This window comes from Sphingomonas endolithica, from assembly GCF_025231525.1.
In the GTDB taxonomy this organism is placed as follows: Bacteria; Pseudomonadota; Alphaproteobacteria; order Sphingomonadales; family Sphingomonadaceae; genus Sphingomonas; species Sphingomonas endolithica.
Map to the genome: position 1 here is coordinate 163,348 of NZ_CP103057.1, position 15,086 is coordinate 178,433.

9 protein-coding genes and 1 tRNA gene are annotated in these 15,086 nt (G+C 65.2%); 9 read left to right on the top strand and 1 reads right to left on the bottom strand.

Annotated elements, in window-relative coordinates:
- Positions 1 to 78: 78 nt before the first annotated feature.
- The 5 genes from lon (at position 79) to NV382_RS00830 (ending at position 8,087) form a co-directional block, all read left to right on the top strand.
- Positions 79 to 2,475, top strand: coding sequence for an endopeptidase La (lon, locus tag NV382_RS00810; protein WP_260598670.1), 2,397 nt, complete (start codon positions 79 to 81; stop codon positions 2,473 to 2,475).
- Positions 2,476 to 2,635: 160 nt separating this feature from the next.
- Positions 2,636 to 2,908 carry an HU family DNA-binding protein gene (locus NV382_RS00815; protein ID WP_260598671.1) on the top strand — a complete coding sequence of 91 codons (273 nt, stop codon included), beginning with the start codon at positions 2,636 to 2,638 and terminating at the stop codon, positions 2,906 to 2,908.
- A gap of 133 nt (positions 2,909 to 3,041) precedes the next feature.
- Positions 3,042 to 3,116: transfer RNA gene (locus NV382_RS00820), tRNA-Val, on the top strand.
- 461 nt (positions 3,117 to 3,577) lie between these two features.
- The gene (locus NV382_RS00825; RefSeq protein WP_260598672.1) at positions 3,578 to 5,203 is read left to right on the top strand and encodes a hypothetical protein; all 1,626 of its coding nucleotides are present in this window, start codon (positions 3,578 to 3,580) and stop codon (positions 5,201 to 5,203) included.
- Positions 5,204 to 5,297: 94 nt separating this feature from the next.
- Entirely contained in the window at positions 5,298 to 8,087 is a 2,790-nt protein-coding gene (locus tag NV382_RS00830) for a TonB-dependent receptor domain-containing protein (RefSeq protein ID WP_260600506.1), read from the top strand.
- 46 nt (positions 8,088 to 8,133) lie between these two features.
- Here the strand turns inward: NV382_RS00830 and NV382_RS00835 are convergent, their stop codons facing one another.
- The gene (locus tag NV382_RS00835; protein WP_260600507.1) at positions 8,134 to 8,781 is read right to left on the bottom strand and encodes a prolyl hydroxylase family protein; all 648 of its coding nucleotides are present in this window, start codon (positions 8,779 to 8,781) and stop codon (positions 8,134 to 8,136) included.
- Positions 8,782 to 8,932: 151 nt separating this feature from the next.
- Between NV382_RS00835 and NV382_RS00840 the strand changes: the two genes are divergently transcribed.
- From NV382_RS00840 to gspF, 4 genes are all read left to right on the top strand, one after another.
- Positions 8,933 to 9,763: a type II secretion system protein N gene (locus NV382_RS00840; RefSeq protein WP_260598673.1), complete on the top strand. Its 831-nt coding sequence runs from the start codon at positions 8,933 to 8,935 to the stop codon at positions 9,761 to 9,763.
- Positions 9,760 to 11,967 (top strand): type II secretion system secretin GspD, encoded by a 2,208-nt coding sequence (gene gspD, locus NV382_RS00845; protein ID WP_260598674.1) that lies wholly within the window; start codon positions 9,760 to 9,762, stop codon positions 11,965 to 11,967. The genes NV382_RS00840 and gspD overlap by 4 nt, the downstream gene beginning before the upstream one ends.
- A 280-nt stretch (positions 11,968 to 12,247) precedes the next feature.
- Positions 12,248 to 13,756, top strand: a complete 1,509-nt coding sequence (locus tag NV382_RS00850; RefSeq protein WP_260600508.1) for a GspE/PulE family protein — start codon at positions 12,248 to 12,250, stop codon at positions 13,754 to 13,756.
- 77 nt (positions 13,757 to 13,833) lie between these two features.
- Positions 13,834 to 15,060 (top strand): type II secretion system inner membrane protein GspF, encoded by a 1,227-nt coding sequence (gene gspF, locus NV382_RS00855; protein WP_260598675.1) that lies wholly within the window; start codon positions 13,834 to 13,836, stop codon positions 15,058 to 15,060.
- Positions 15,061 to 15,086 lie beyond the last annotated feature (26 nt).

The following is a 15,086-nucleotide window of genomic DNA, read 5'->3' on the forward strand; positions in this document are numbered from 1 at the left end:
ATCGCGCGATTGATGGATCGGCAACGATCACCATATAAGACGGGAACGGCGCCGCGTTCTGGCGCCTCCGGAGTATTCATGAGCCAGTCCTACCCCGTCCTGCCGCTGCGTGACATTGTTGTCTTCCCACATATGATCGTGCCGTTGTTCGTCGGCCGCGACAAGTCCGTCGCGGCGCTGGAAGCGGCGATGAACGCCGACAAGGAAATCTTCCTGGTCGCGCAGCTCGATCCTGCCGAAGACGATCCCGACCGTGAGGATCTGTACGATCTCGGCGTCACCGCCACCGTGTTGCAATTGCTGAAGCTGCCCGACGGCACCGTGCGCGTGCTGGTCGAGGGCAAGACGCGCGCCTCGCTCGACGTGCTGAGCGATGCCGAGGGTTATCTCACCGCCACCGTGCTGCCGGTCGAGGAGCTCGTCGCCGAGGGCAACGAGGTCCAGGCGCTGATGCGCTCGGTCGTCGATCAGTTCGAGAACTACGCCAAGCTCAACCGCAAGCTGCCGGCCGAGACCGCGGTACAGCTCAACGAGATCGAGGATGCCTCGCGCCTCGCCGATGCGGTCGCCGCCAACATCTCGGTCAAGGTCGCCGACAAGCAGACATTGCTGGTCGAAAACGATCCCGCCAAGCGCCTGGAGATGGCGTTCGCCTTCATGGAAGGCGAGCTCGGCGTCCTGCAGGTCGAGAAGAAGATCAAGAGCCGCGTCAAGCGCCAGATGGAAAAGACGCAGCGCGAATATTACCTCAACGAGCAGTTGAAGGCGATCCAGCGCGAACTCGGCAACGAGGGCGAGGAAGGCGAGGGCGACGAGATCGCCGAGCTGACCCAGAAGATCGCGCTGCTGAAGCTCAGCAAGGAAGCCCGCACCAAGGCGACCTCCGAGCTCAAGAAGCTCAAGACCATGGCGCCGATGAGCGCCGAGGCGACCGTGATCCGCAACTATCTCGACGTGCTGCTGGGCCTGCCCTGGGGCAAGAAGTCCAAGGTGAAGCGCGATATCGCCGCCGCGCAGACCACGCTCGACCAGGATCATTACGCCCTGGAGAAGGTCAAGGACCGCATCGTCGAATATCTCGCGGTACAGGCCCGCACCAACAAGCTGAAGGGCCCGATCCTGTGCCTCGTCGGCCCTCCGGGCGTCGGCAAGACCAGCCTCGGCAAGTCGATCGCCAAGGCCACCGGCCGCGAGTTCATCCGCCAATCCCTGGGCGGTGTGCGCGATGAAGCAGAAATTCGTGGCCACCGCCGCACCTATATCGGCTCACTGCCCGGCAAGATCGTGACGAACCTCAAGAAAGCCGGCACCAGCAATCCGCTGTTCCTGCTCGACGAGATCGACAAGCTCGGCCAGGATTTCCGCGGCGATCCCGCCTCGGCACTGCTGGAAGTGCTAGATCCGGAGCAGAACGCCAAGTTCCAGGATCACTATTTGGAGGTCGATTTCGACCTGTCTGACGTGATGTTCGTTTGCACGGCCAACTCGCTCAATCTGCCCCAGGCCTTGCTTGACCGCATGGAGATCATCCGGCTGGAGGGCTATACCGAGGACGAGAAGGTCGAGATCGCGCAGCGCCATCTGATCGAAAAGCAGATCGAGGCGCACGGATTGAAGCCGGGCGAATTCGAGCTGACCCCCGACGGGCTACGCGCCTTGATCCAGTTCTACACCCGCGAAGCCGGTGTGCGGACGCTGGAGCGTGAGATCGCGCGTCTAGCCCGCAAGGCGTTGCGCCAGATACTCGAGGGCAAGGCGACCAATGTCGTCGTCACGCCCAACAACCTCGCCGACTTCGCCGGGGTTAAGAAGTATCGCTACGGCATCGGCGAGGAGGAGAACCAGATCGGCGCGGTCACCGGGCTTGCGTGGACCGAGGTCGGCGGCGAATTGCTGACGATCGAGAGCGTTACCGTACCCGGCAAGGGCGCTGCCAAGGTGACCGGCACGCTCGGCGACGTGATGAAGGAATCGATCGATACCGCGCTCAGCTTCGTCAAGGCACGTTCCCCGAGCTATGGCATCAAGCCATCGCTGTTCAACCGCAAGGACATCCACATCCACTTGCCCGAGGGCGCGGTGCCAAAGGATGGCCCGTCGGCTGGTATCGGCATGGTCACCGCGATCGTCTCGACGCTCACCGGTATCGCGGTGCGCCGCGAGATTGCGATGACCGGCGAGGTCACGTTGCGCGGCCGCGTGCTGCCGATCGGCGGCTTGAAGGAAAAACTGTTGGCGGCGCTGCGTGGCGGCATCACCACCGTGCTGATCCCTGCGGAGAACGAAAAGGATTTGGCGGAAATCCCCGCCAATATCCTGAACGGTCTCAAGATCATTCCGGTCGGTCATGTCGATGAGGTGCTCAAATTGGCGCTGATCGAGCCACTTACCGCGATCGACTGGACCGATGCCGACGAACTGGCGGCGCTGCCACCAGCCGGCGTCACGCCTGCCGGCGGCGAACTGCACCATTGATCGCACTGCGGCACGCCAGCGAAGGTGTGCCGCAGATCGACAGTTTTCCGCGGCTGTGCGACGCAATTTGCTTTGACAGCCTCGGTGGAAGCCGCCTTACTGAGCAACCGGCTTCGCACCGGGAATCATTTCATTCGACGATAAACCGGGGGCTGTAGGCATGAACAAACAGGAACTGATCGGATCGGTGGCGGACACGTCCGGCCTGAGCAAGGGCGATGCGACCAAGGCGGTCGAGGCCGTGTTCGAGGCTATTTCGGCGTCGCTGAAAAGGGGTGACGAAGTGCGCCTGGTCGGTTTCGGTACCTTCTCGATCAGCAAGCGCAAGGCATCCACCGGCCGCAACCCCCGCACTGGCGAGCCGATGTCGATCAAGGCATCGACCCAGCCCAAGTTCAAGGCCGGCAAGGGCCTGAAGGATTCGGTCAACTAAGTCTGTGATCCCCGTCTCTGCCATCTGAGGTCGACATACCGGACGACACAAGGACGGGGATCATCGTTACGGGCTGGACAGGCGGCAGAGCGCCGCCTAAAGGCCCGCTTCCGGTTCGCTTGACGGCGGGCTTGGGCGCGTAGCTCAGCGGTAGAGCACACCCTTCACACGGGTGGGGTCACAGGTTCAATCCCTGTCGCGCCCACCAGAATTCCACGGACCCGCTTGTTGCAAGACAGGCGGGTTTTTGGCGTCTGGCAGGTATCCCCACGATATGGTGGTAAGCCGCACTAATGGACCGTTGGACGATTGCGGATTAGATCCATGGTAACCGACCTCCGGCGCGACTGACTGATCCTTACCGAGGTGAGGGCACCGCCACCGCACCTGTGAACGACGGTGTGTGAGTTGTGTCAGTATATGACGCTGCGGCAACCGGCTTTAATCATCACCATCTCAATCGACGCACTCGTCACCTGTAATGCATCCGTAACAACTGCCACAAATCCGTAACTAGTACGTCATGTTACAGTCTTCAAAACCGCGTCTGCTCGTCATGAGGCGCGCCTATCGGCAGGTCAGCGGGGCGGCAGGGGGATAATCCGAGTCGACCGCAGGGCATTCGCCCGCAGGATCAACCCGGCGACCAAGCCGGACTCGGAGAATTTCATGGCCAGCTACCAGCGCATTCGCACGATCATGTTGACCGCCTGCTCGAGCCTCGCGCTCGCTGGTTGCGGTGCCGACGATGTCGCCTCGCCGGGCGCTGGTACCGTCATCATCAACCCGCCGGCGCCGGCCCCCACGCCGACTCCTGGGCCGACGCCAACGCCGACGGCCGGCATCACTGCCGCGCAATTTGCGGCGCCGACGACCCAGAGCGGGACAACCATTACCGCTGAAGAGCAGTTCGCGATCGTCAATGCGGGCACCAACAACAATGTGAACGGCACCGGCGCGAGCCTGAACGGCGTGTACCCGGTCGCAGCGGCATCGCTGGCGACCGCTGCCGATCCCTCCACGATCAACCCCTTCTTCACCAGCACCAACTTCGTCGGCGCGCTGAATGGCCCGACGGATACCGCGTTCCAGGGCTGGACCTGCAATTCGACCAGCGCGAACTTTGGTGGCACCAGCACGGCCTGTGCGGCAGTACCTTCGGTCGGCGCGGGCGGCGCAACCGCTGCTTGCCCGACGGGCACTGCTGACGACGGACTTCTCACCATCGGCACCACTGCCACCGGCTTCCGCATCTGCCGCATCCTGCCGGTCACGACCGACGTGACGCTGCCGAAGATTGCGGGCGTGTTCTACCGGCTGCGTGGTCAGACCGAAGTCGGCACCGATCTCGGTGCAACCGGCGGCGCGGGCGTTACGCTGACGATCGCTGCCGGCGCTGTGATCGCGGCCGATGCCAGCGAAGCCACCAACGACCTGCTGCTCGTCAACCGCGGCTCGAAGATCCAGGCAATCGGCACGCGTGACGCGCCTATCGTCTTCACGTCGCAGCAGAACCTGGTCGCCAACGGCGTCAGCGATGTGACCCAGGGCCAGTGGGGCGGGATCATCCTGCTCGGTCGCTCGACCACCGCGGTCTGCGCGACGGGCACCGGCGGCACGAACCCGACGCCCTGCCAGCAGGCGATCGAAGGCGTGACCCAGCGCTTCTATGGCGGCACCAACGAAGCCGACAGCAGCGGCCAGATGTCCTATGTCCAGATCCGCTACAGCGGCATCGCGATTTCGGACGGCAACGAGCTTCAGGGGCTGACTCTGGGCGCGACCGGTTCGGGCACTGTGCTCGACCATATCCAGAGCCACAACTCGGCCGATGACGGCATCGAAATCTTCGGCGGCACCACCAACGTGAAGTACATTGCGGTGACCGGGGCGGACGATGACGGCTTCGACGTCGACAATGGCTGGCGTGGGTTCATGCAGTTCATGATCGCGGCACAGAAGGTGTCGGGCGCGACGGCAGACTCGTTCGCCACCGAGATCGACTCGAACGGCGCCGAAGACCTTCTCCCGCGCACCTGGGGCCGGTACGCCAACTTCACGTTCATCCAGACGGCAACCAACGTCCCAGCGGCGATCCGCCTGCGCGGCGGCGCCGACATGACCTTCGTCAACGGCGTGGTGAAGACGCCGGCTGGTAGCGCCTGCATCAACCTGGTCGCTCAGGAAACCGCGAATGGCGGCGTGCCGTCGACGATCCGTCCGGCCAATCCTGCGATCCAGGATCAGGGCCCGCCGGTGTTCAACTCGGTCTACTTCGGCTGCCAGGGCCGCTGAGGCGGGCGGCGCTACGATGAGCAATGATGCCGGGGCGGCCCTCAGGGCGCCGCCCCGGCATTTGTTTATGACAATCGACACGGGAATTCACGCCATGCTGCAGCGCCGCGCGTTCGCAACGCTTCTTCTTGTAACAACCACGCTGGTGGCACCTGCTGCCCTAGCGCAGAGCGCGCCCCCTCCGGCGCCGTCGACCCCCCCGCCTGCCGCGCAGCCTTCCATGCCCAACGCCGCGCCATCGGACGTCACGGGCGCAGCGCAGCAGGCCGGCGATCCGCAGCAGGAGGTCGAGGTTTCGAGCCCGGGCTATAATGCCGACGACGTGCAGGACATCGTCGTCGTCGGGCGTAATATCCCTAACGCGGTCCGCGCCACGCCGCAGGTCATCTCCGTCCTTTCCGGCGCCGATATTGCCCGCACCGGCGAAGGCGACATCGCCGGCGCGCTGTCTCGCGTCACTGGCCTCAGCGTCGTGGGCGGCGGGTTCGTCTACGTTCGCGGTCTTGGCGATCGTTACTCATCCTCGATGCTCAACGGCTCGCCCTTGCCAAGCCCGGAGCCGCTGCGCCGCTCGGTGCCGCTCGACATTTTCCCGACCAGCATCGTCGGGTCCGCATTGGTCCAGAAGACCTATTCGGTGAATTATCCGGGTGAATTCGGTGGCGGCGTGATCAATCTCACGACCAAGGCGATCCCGACCGAAAGCTTCATCTCGGTCGGTGGTTCGGTCGCCGCCGATACCCGGACGACGGGCGGTCTCGGCTACACCTATTACGGCGGCGACCATGACTGGCTCGGTTTCGATGACGGGACGCGCAAGGTGCCCGGCTTCATCAAGAACGCGGCGGACGGGAGCGGCATCATCCCGAGCGATCAGGTCGCGACGCTCAGCAACGCCAGCACCACGCTGCTGCAGCGTAACAAGAACCTGCCGGCCAATTTCTCGGGCGAAGCGAGCGGTGGCCTGGTGTTCGACATCGGTGGCGATCGTCTCGGCTTCATCGCCTCGGCCAGCGCGAGCAACACCTTCCGTACCCGCGCCACGACGCAGCAGGACTCGGTCTCGCCAGACGGCACGCTCCGCAACGATTTCCGCACGGTGCTGACTGACAACCGGATCGTCGCCAATGGCCTGCTCGGCATTGGCTATGAATTCGGCCCGAACACGATCCGTGCGACCGGCGTCTACATTCATGACACGCTCAAGCAGGGGCGCCTCTCGGGCGCGACCGTATACAACAATTCGAGCGGCCTGCGTCTCCAGCAGAACACCAACTGGTTCGAGCGCCAACTGGTCGAAGGTCAGGCCGTCGGCGAGTTCAAGCTGACCGATGATCTGCACCTCGACGTCCGCGGTGCTTATGCCAATTCGAAGCGCAATGCCCCGTACGAGCGCCAGTTCGATTATTTGTGCTCGCCTACCACCACGACCGGCCTGCCGATCACGGTGACGGAGCGTCCGGGCGTCGGCGGCTTCCAGTGCGGCGGCGCCTATCAGGTGACGCAGCGCTTCTCGCCCTTCGCGTCGATCATCTTCAGCAGGCTGAGCGAAAATCTGTACAGCGGGCAGGGCGATCTCAGCTACAAGCTGGATATCGGTCGTCCGGTGACGCTGTCGGCCGGCTATTATTATTCCGACACCGATCGCACCTCGACCCGCCTGCAATTCAATTACCAGACGGCGCGTGGCGGCGGTACGGCGCCCGGCTATCCCTACAATCTGTTACGCCCCGATTATCTGCTGTCGGTCGATTCAATCGCCGCCAACCAGATCCAGTTGCAGTTTAGCACGCCGCTGGGGGCCTATGCCTATGATGCAGGCCTCACGATCCATGCTGGTTACGGTCAAGCCGAAGCCGAGATCACCGACGGCGTCCGTGCGACAGCCGGCGTGCGATATGAAACGGCCAAGGAGGACGTGACCCCGATCGGTGCGACGACCACCCGTCTGAAGAACGATTACTTCCTGCCCGCGCTGACGGTGACGTGGAATTTTGCTTCGGACATGCAGCTGCGCGCGAGTGGATCGAAGACGATTTCGCGGCCCCAATTCCGCGAACTCGCACCGCAGCAGTTCCGTGACCCGGAATCGGATCGCCTGTTTTTCGGTAACCCGAACTTGAGCGACTCGGAATTGTACAATTTCGAAGCCCGTTACGAGTATTTCTTTGGGCGTGACCAGCGCTTCACCCTGGGCGGCTTCTACAAGCACATCAAGAATCCGGTCGAGCAGGTCGGCTTCTACACCGGTGCCGACGATCGCTTGCAGACCGGCTTCACCAACCTGCCCAAGGCCAAGCTCTACGGCGGCGAAATCGAACTGCAGAAATACTTCCCGCTCGATACGCTCGGCGGTGATTTTTTTGCGACACGCCGCGCTTTGTTCATCGCCAACTACACCTACTCGAAATCGTCGATCACCGCCGATGATTCCTGCGCGCCGAACGTGCTCAGTCAGACCTTGGGTAGCTGTCAGGCTGGCTTTGGCCCAGCGTCGCTGCAGTTCCGCGATGGCGCGTCGCTCACCGGGCAGTCTGATCACCTAGTCAACGTGCAGGTTGGCCTCGAAGATACGGCCTCGCTGTCGCAGATCACGATGCTGTTCAATTATGCCAGCGACCGCGTGACCAATCGCGGACCGTCCAACCTGAGCGGCGTCGGCTTCCAGCCCGATATCGTCGAGAAGCCCGGCATCCGTCTGGATCTCGTGGCGCGTCAGGGCTTCAAGCTGGGCGGCGGTCAGTGGGAGCTGAAGCTGGAGGCGCGCAACCTCACCGGTACGCGCTTCGAGGAAGGTCAGACCTTCGGCGACGGTCAGCGCGTGCTGGCCAACAGCTACCGTCTCGGCCGGATCTTTTCGGCCGGCATCAGCACCACGTTCTGATGCAACTGTCCCTCCCCCCGGACGGGGGAGGGACAGCTTCAACGCTTCAACCCCATTCGCGCTCGCGAAACCATTTCGTGATCACGTATTTCACACCGGCGCGCACCTTCATCCCCTGATGGATCGTCGCGGGGTTCGGCGTGCCATCCGGGCGCAGGTTGTTCCAGGCGAGCAGCTTGCCGACCTCGGGCTGCACGATCTTGTCGATCGTCTTAAAGCGCGTCGCGCCGCCCGCCTCGGGTTCGTTCAAATAGATCATCACTGTCCAGGTGCGCTGCCCGGCGACGCTGCAATAGCGCGCATAGTCGACACCGGCGGGCTCGAAATAATCGGTATGCCCCTTGAACTCCTGCCCCACGGCATAACGCTGCCCCTGCATCGGCTCGCCATGCGCGGGGTTCAGCCCGGTAAAGGCGCGGATCCGTGCGTCCACCTCGATCACCGCAGGGTTGGCGGGGTCGAGGTCGCACGTCTCGCTGGTGCGGAACGCAGCATCGCCATTAGGGTCGGATAGCGTGGATGGCCGCCGCTGCGCCTCTACCTGCGCCACGATCGCGGCGCACAGGTCGGGTTCCAGAAAGCCCTTGCGCAGGAACAGGGTCAGCTTGGGGCTGGGCACGCGCTGCACGCCGGCTTGCGCCCGCAAATGCGCCACCAGCGCGTCGGATGGATGGCCGGAGCCGAAATCGGGCATGTCGCTCACCGGCACAGCTTTGCCGGATCGCCGCGAGATTCGCCAGCCTGCACGATCACCTGTACTGCTGGCGCAAAAGGTTCACACCAGTGCCGCGCAACTGTAACAATGGCAGCCTAGCAGGATCGTCACCCCGGGGGATACTCACGTAATGCGGCTCGAACTCGATGCTCGCGCGCGCCGTTTGCTCCGGCGGCTGCCACGCACCAACCTGTATTCGGCACTCGAGCTGCTGTTGCTCGCCGGCCTTGCGGTGCAGTGCGCCCGGCTCTTGTGGGTCATCGTCACGCCGGTCGGCCCGCTGGGTGCCTGGCGCCCGGTCGAGCCCGGCGTCGCCGGCTCGCCGTCCGCGATCCTGCACGGGTTCGATCCCTTCTTCCGCGTGACCGGCACACCTGCCGGCCCGGCCGTGGTCACCGCGTTGCAGCTGACCCTGTTTGGCACGCGCATCGACGAGGCCGTCGGCGGCGGCTCGGCAATCATTGCCGGTCCCGACGGTATACAGCAAAGCGTGGCGGTCGGCGCTGAGATCATCCCCGGTGTCCGGCTGAAATCGGTGGCGTTCGATCACGTCACGATTGATCGTGGCGGCACCAGCGAGGATCTGTTCATCGATCAGTCGGGCGGCGTGCCGCCTGCCGCGCCCACGTCCGGCGCCCCCGCGGCGCCCGGCACGCCGCCGGCATCTCCGGGCGCAGGCGTCACGCTGGCGCAGTTGCAGAGCGATATCGGGTTCATCCCGCGCGTCGATGGCGGCCGCGTCAGCGGGCTCGTCGTGCGTGCGCAAGGATCGGGCGCCGCCTTCCGCCAGGCGGGGCTGCAGGATGGTGACGTGGTCACCGTCATCGGCGGTCGCCCGGTCTCCGGCCCCGGCGACCTCGAACGGCTGGCGCCGCAATTCGGCAATGGCGGCACCTTGTCGCTGACGGTCGAACGCGGCACGAACACGCTTCCTCTTTCCCTTACGATAGCGGGCAAATGAAAAAACTGATTCTCGCGCCGGTGCTGGCCGCATGCCTGGCCGGCCCGCTGGTGGCGCAGACCACGCTCAACGTCCGCGATGCCGATATCCGGGCGTTCATCGCCGATGCCGCCAAGGTGACCGGGCGCACTTTCGTCATCGACAATCGCGTGCAGGGCAAGGTGACGGTGGTCACCGATCGGCCGCTCAGCCGCTCGGAATATTTCGAAGTGTTCCTCTCCACCTTGCGCGCCAATGGCCTGGTCGCGGTGCCGAGCGCAGGCGGCGTGTTCCGTGTCCAGCCGACCGACAATGCCGCCTCGCAGCCGAGCCGGATCGGCTCGCGCGGCGCGGCACGCAACAGCTTCGTCACCGAGATCATCCGCCTGCGCTCGATCGACGCCACCTCCGCGGTCGAGACGGTGCGCCCGCTGGTTAGCGCGCAAGGCTCGGTCACCGCCAATCGCGGCGGCAACAGCCTGGTCGTGGTCGATTTCGCCGACAATGTCCGCCGCGTGCGCGAAGTGGTGCGCCGCATCGACACCGACAACGCCTCGACGCGCGTGATCGCGCTCAAGAATGCCGGGGCGCGCGAGATCGCCACCGCGCTCACCGCGCTCGCCACCGGCGGTGGCCAGCCGGGCGGGCAGGGTGGCGGCACCGGCACGGTCAGCGTCGTTGCCGTGCCCAGCTCCAATGCGGTCGCGCTGCGGGGCGACGCCGCCTCGGTCTCGCGCCTCGCCGCCGTCGCGCTGGATCTCGATGCCCGCGCGAAGAACGGTACCGAGATCAAGGTCCAGTTCCTCGAAAACGCCGATGCCGAGCAATTGCTCCCGGTGCTGCAACAGCTCGTGGGGCAGCAACCGAGCCAGCCGACGCAATCCAACCAGCTGTCGCGGTCCAACTTCGGCGGCACCGGCAACAGCGCGGCCAACCAGCCGAGCAACATCCAGCAGCAGGCGCAACCCCAGCAGCAGCAGTCCAGCGCTGCAACGGGCGGTACGGGCCAGGCGGCGATCGTCGCCGATGGTGGCCGCACCGCTTCGGTGGTCACGCGCTTTGCCGGCGCCAATGCGATCGTCATCGCTGCCCCGGCAGAGGTGCAGCGGCAATTGTCCGACGTCATCCGCCAGCTCGACACGCGCCGCGAACAGGTGCTGGTCGAGGCGATCGTCGCCGAAGTATCGGATGCCACCGCCAGCCGCCTGGGCGTGCAGTTCCTGCTCGCCGGCCTGCCCGGCAGCGGCATTCCGAGCTTCGCCAGCACGTACAGCAATGCCGCGCCCAACCTGCTGCAGATCGCCGGCGCGATCGGCGCGCGGCAGCTGAACACGACGACCACGACCGTCAACGGCGGCACCGTGACGACGACCACCAACAGCGCGGTCAGCGATTCGCTCGCCCAGTCGGCGATCCAGTCGATCCTCGGCGCGACCGGCGGCTTCGGCGGCGGCGCGTTCAACATCGGCAAGGATGCGATCTTCGGCGCGATCATCAACGCGGTGAAGAGCGACACGACGTCGAACCTGCTGCAGGCGCCGTCGCTCACCACGCTCGACAATCAGGAAGCGCGCATCCTGGTGGGTCAGGAAATCCCGATCACCACCGGCCAGGCGCTGAGCGACAATTTCGACAATGCCTTCCGCACCGTGCAGCGTGAGAATGTCGGCATCCAGCTGGAGGTCAAGCCGCAGGTCAATTCCTCCGGCACGATCAAGCTGTTCCTGCACCAGCAGGTCAGCAGCATCGCCGGCCCGGTCAGCGGCGACAATAGCGACCTGATCCTCAACAAGCGCGAAGTCGAGACGACGCTGACCGTGGATGACGGCCAGATCGCGGTGATCGGCGGACTGCTGAGCGACGACGAACGTCGTACGATCGAGAAGATCCCGCTGCTGGGCGATCTGCCCGGCGTCGGCGCATTGTTCCGCTCCAAGGCCAAGCAGCGCACCAAGACCAACCTGATGATCTTCATTCGCCCGACCATCCTGCGCTCGGCCGAGGATCAGCGCCGCGTGACCGAGCAGCGCTACGGCTATCTGCGCCTGCAACAGGCCGGGCAGCAGCCGGACGTCGAGCCGAGCATCGACCAGTTGGTGCGCGACTATCTCGGCGCCCCCGCACCGCTCCCGCCCGCCGGGCAGGACGGCAGCATCGAGGATCCGCGTATCGCCGTGCCGGTGCAGCGCAGCTCGTCGGTCATCATCCGGCGCAAGCGCCCGTGATGTACGTGGCCGCCCAGCACGGGATTGAGTTCCCCGGCGAATGCCGGGGGCCAGTCGTGGCACGGCAGTTGGCCGACGCGACGCCTGCCAACGATCACCTTCGCACCTGGACCCCGGCCTACGCCGGGGAACAAGGATCAGGAGCGTCAGCATGACGGTCACCGACGTCGAGTTCAGCCCGAGCGACGATCACGCGCAACCCTTGAGCATGGGCGCCGCCGCCATTGCCCTGCAGGACCCCCTGATCCTGGCCGCCGAAGCGCCAATCCTTCCGCTCGAGATGCTCGCCATCCCCTACGCCTTCGCGCGCCGCTTCGGGGTCGTGCTGCAGGCGGGGGAGGGCACCCACGCCGCCATCGCCATGCGCGAAGGCTCCGATCCCAAGGTGCTGCTGGAGTTGCGCCGCCACCTCGCGCGCCCGTTCGATGTCGAATTCGTCGCGCCCGAGGCGTTCGACCGCCTGCTTTCCGATCGCTACGCCATGGATGGCCAGGCGGCTGCCGTCGCCGCGGGCACGTTGGGATTGGGCGACGAACTCGATCTGCTCGCCGGTGACCTGCCCAGCGCCGACGATCTGCTCGACACTGCTGATGACGCGCCCGCGATCCGCCTGATCAACGGCATCATCGCCGACGCCGCCCGCAATGGCGTGTCCGACATCCATGTCGAGCCATACGAGAGCGGTCTCGTCGTGCGCATGCGCATCGATGGGGTGCTGCGTGAGACATTGCGCATGCCGCCGCACGTTGCGCCGGTTGTGGTCAGCCGCATCAAGGTCATGGCGCGCCTCGACATCGCCGAGCGCCGCGTGCCGCAGGATGGCCGTATCGGCCTCACGCTCGGCGGCAAGCTGCTCGACGTTCGCGTGTCGACGTTGCCCAGCCGGGCTGGCGAACGCGTCGTGCTGCGTATCCTTGACAAGGACAATGCCGGCATCGACATGGACGTGCTCGGCCTGTCGCCGGCGATCAACAAGATCCTGAAGGAAGCGCTGAGCGAGCCGAACGGCATCGTGCTCGTCACGGGGCCGACGGGCTCAGGCAAGACGACCACGCTCTACGCGGCGCTCCGCACGCTCAACGACGGCAGCAGCAACATCCTGACGGTGGAGGATCCGGTCGAATATGCCATGGACGGCATCGGACAGACGCAGGTCAATCCCAAGGTCGGCCTGACCTTCGCCGCCGGCTTGCGCGCGATCCTGCGCCAGGATCCGGATGTCGTGATGGTCGGCGAAATCCGCGATCGCGAGACGGCCGAGATCGCCGTCCAGGCCTCGCTGACGGGCCATCTCGTGCTGTCGACCGTCCACACCAATGACGCGGTCGGCGCGATCACGCGTATGCGCGACATGAAGATCGAGCCGTTCCTGCTCGCCTCCACACTCCGCGCCGTGATCGCGCAGCGCCTGGTGCGCAAATTATGCGAACATTGCCGCCGCCCGGTCCAGGCAAGCGGCTCCGTCTCGGCGCTGCTCGGCTTCGATCCCGGCGCGGTCGTCTACCAGCCGGTCGGCTGCCAACATTGCGCGCAGACCGGCTTCAAGGGCCGCATCGGCGTGTTCGAGGCGATCCGCATCGACGACACGATCCGCCGCCTGATCAACGATGGCGGCGACGAATCGATCATCGCCCGCCACGCCTTCCTGCATTCGCCCAATCTCGGCTCGGCGGCGCGGCAATTGGTCCGCGACGGCCTGACCACGCCCGAGGAAGCGGTGCGCGTCTCGCGGCGCGACATGGCCGATGTCGAAGCACCGTTGGTGGTGGAGCCTGAGGCAGGTGCATAGCGCGCTTCCTTGTTCCCCCGCGGAGGCGGGGGCCCAGCCTGGGCTCCCGCCTTCGCGGGAGCACATGGGGGTGGGGCATGCCTAATTTCGACTATCTGGTCATCGACACCGCCGGTGCCGAGAAGCGCGGCCATATCGCCGCCGATTCGATCGAGGCCGCCCGCATCGCGCTCGACCGGCGCAAGATGTACGTGGTCCGGATCGAGCCCGGCTCCGGCGAGCCGCCACGCGGCAAGCCCCTGGTCACCGGCCTTTCGTTCCGCCGCAACAAGATGGGCGTCAAGCAACTCACCTTGTTCACCCGCCAGCTCGCCACCCTCAACCAGGTCTCGCCGCTCGAGGAATCGCTGCGCACGATCACCCGCCAGACCGAGCAGGAACAGGTCCGCGCGATCGTCGCCAACGTCCATGCCGGGGTGATGGAGGGCCGACGTTTGGCCGAATCGATGGGCCGCGAACCCAAGAGCTTTCCGCCGCTGTACCGCGCGATGGTCTCGGCCGGCGAACGCTCGGGCTCGCTGCCGATCATCCTCGAACGCCTGTCGATACTCCTCGAGCGTCAGGCCGAGATCAACGGCAAGATCATCACCACGCTCGCGTATCCGGCGATCCTGTCGATCGTCGCGATCGGCGTGGTCACCGCGCTGATGGTATTCGTCGTGCCGCAGGTCGTCGAGCAATTCGACACGGTCGGCCAGCAACTTCCCTTGCTCACCCGCCTGGTCATCGCATTGTCCGACTTCCTGGTCGCCTATTGGTGGGTGTTGCTGCTCGGCATGGTCGGTGCCGCCCTGCTTGCCTGGCAGGCGCTGAAACAACCCTCGATCCGCCTGGCATTCGACGCCTGGATCCTGCGCGTGCCGCTGCTCGGCCGCCTGATCCGCGATCTCCACGCCGCGCGCATGGCGCGCACGCTGGCGACGATGGTCGCCAGCCGCCTGCCGCTGCTGGAAGGCCTGACGCTCACCGCCGGCACGATCCACAACCGCCGTCTGCGCGCCGCCTCGGACGAGATCGTCGATTCGATTCGCGGCGGCGGCAGCCTGTCCGCCGCCATGCGCCGCGCCGGCGTCTTCCCGCCGCTGCTCACCTATCTCACCGCCAGCGGGGAGGCGGCCGGGCGGCTCGACGAGATGCTGGAGAAAGCGGCCGACTATCTCGAACGCGAATTCGATCGCTTCACCACCACCGCTCTGTCGCTGCTCGAACCGGCGATCATCGTGTTGATGGGCGGTATCGTCGCCACGATTGTGCTATCGATCCTGCTGCCGATCCTGCAGCTCAACACCCTTGCCGGCCAATGAGGTTTGTCATGCGTTTTCGTCCAGTA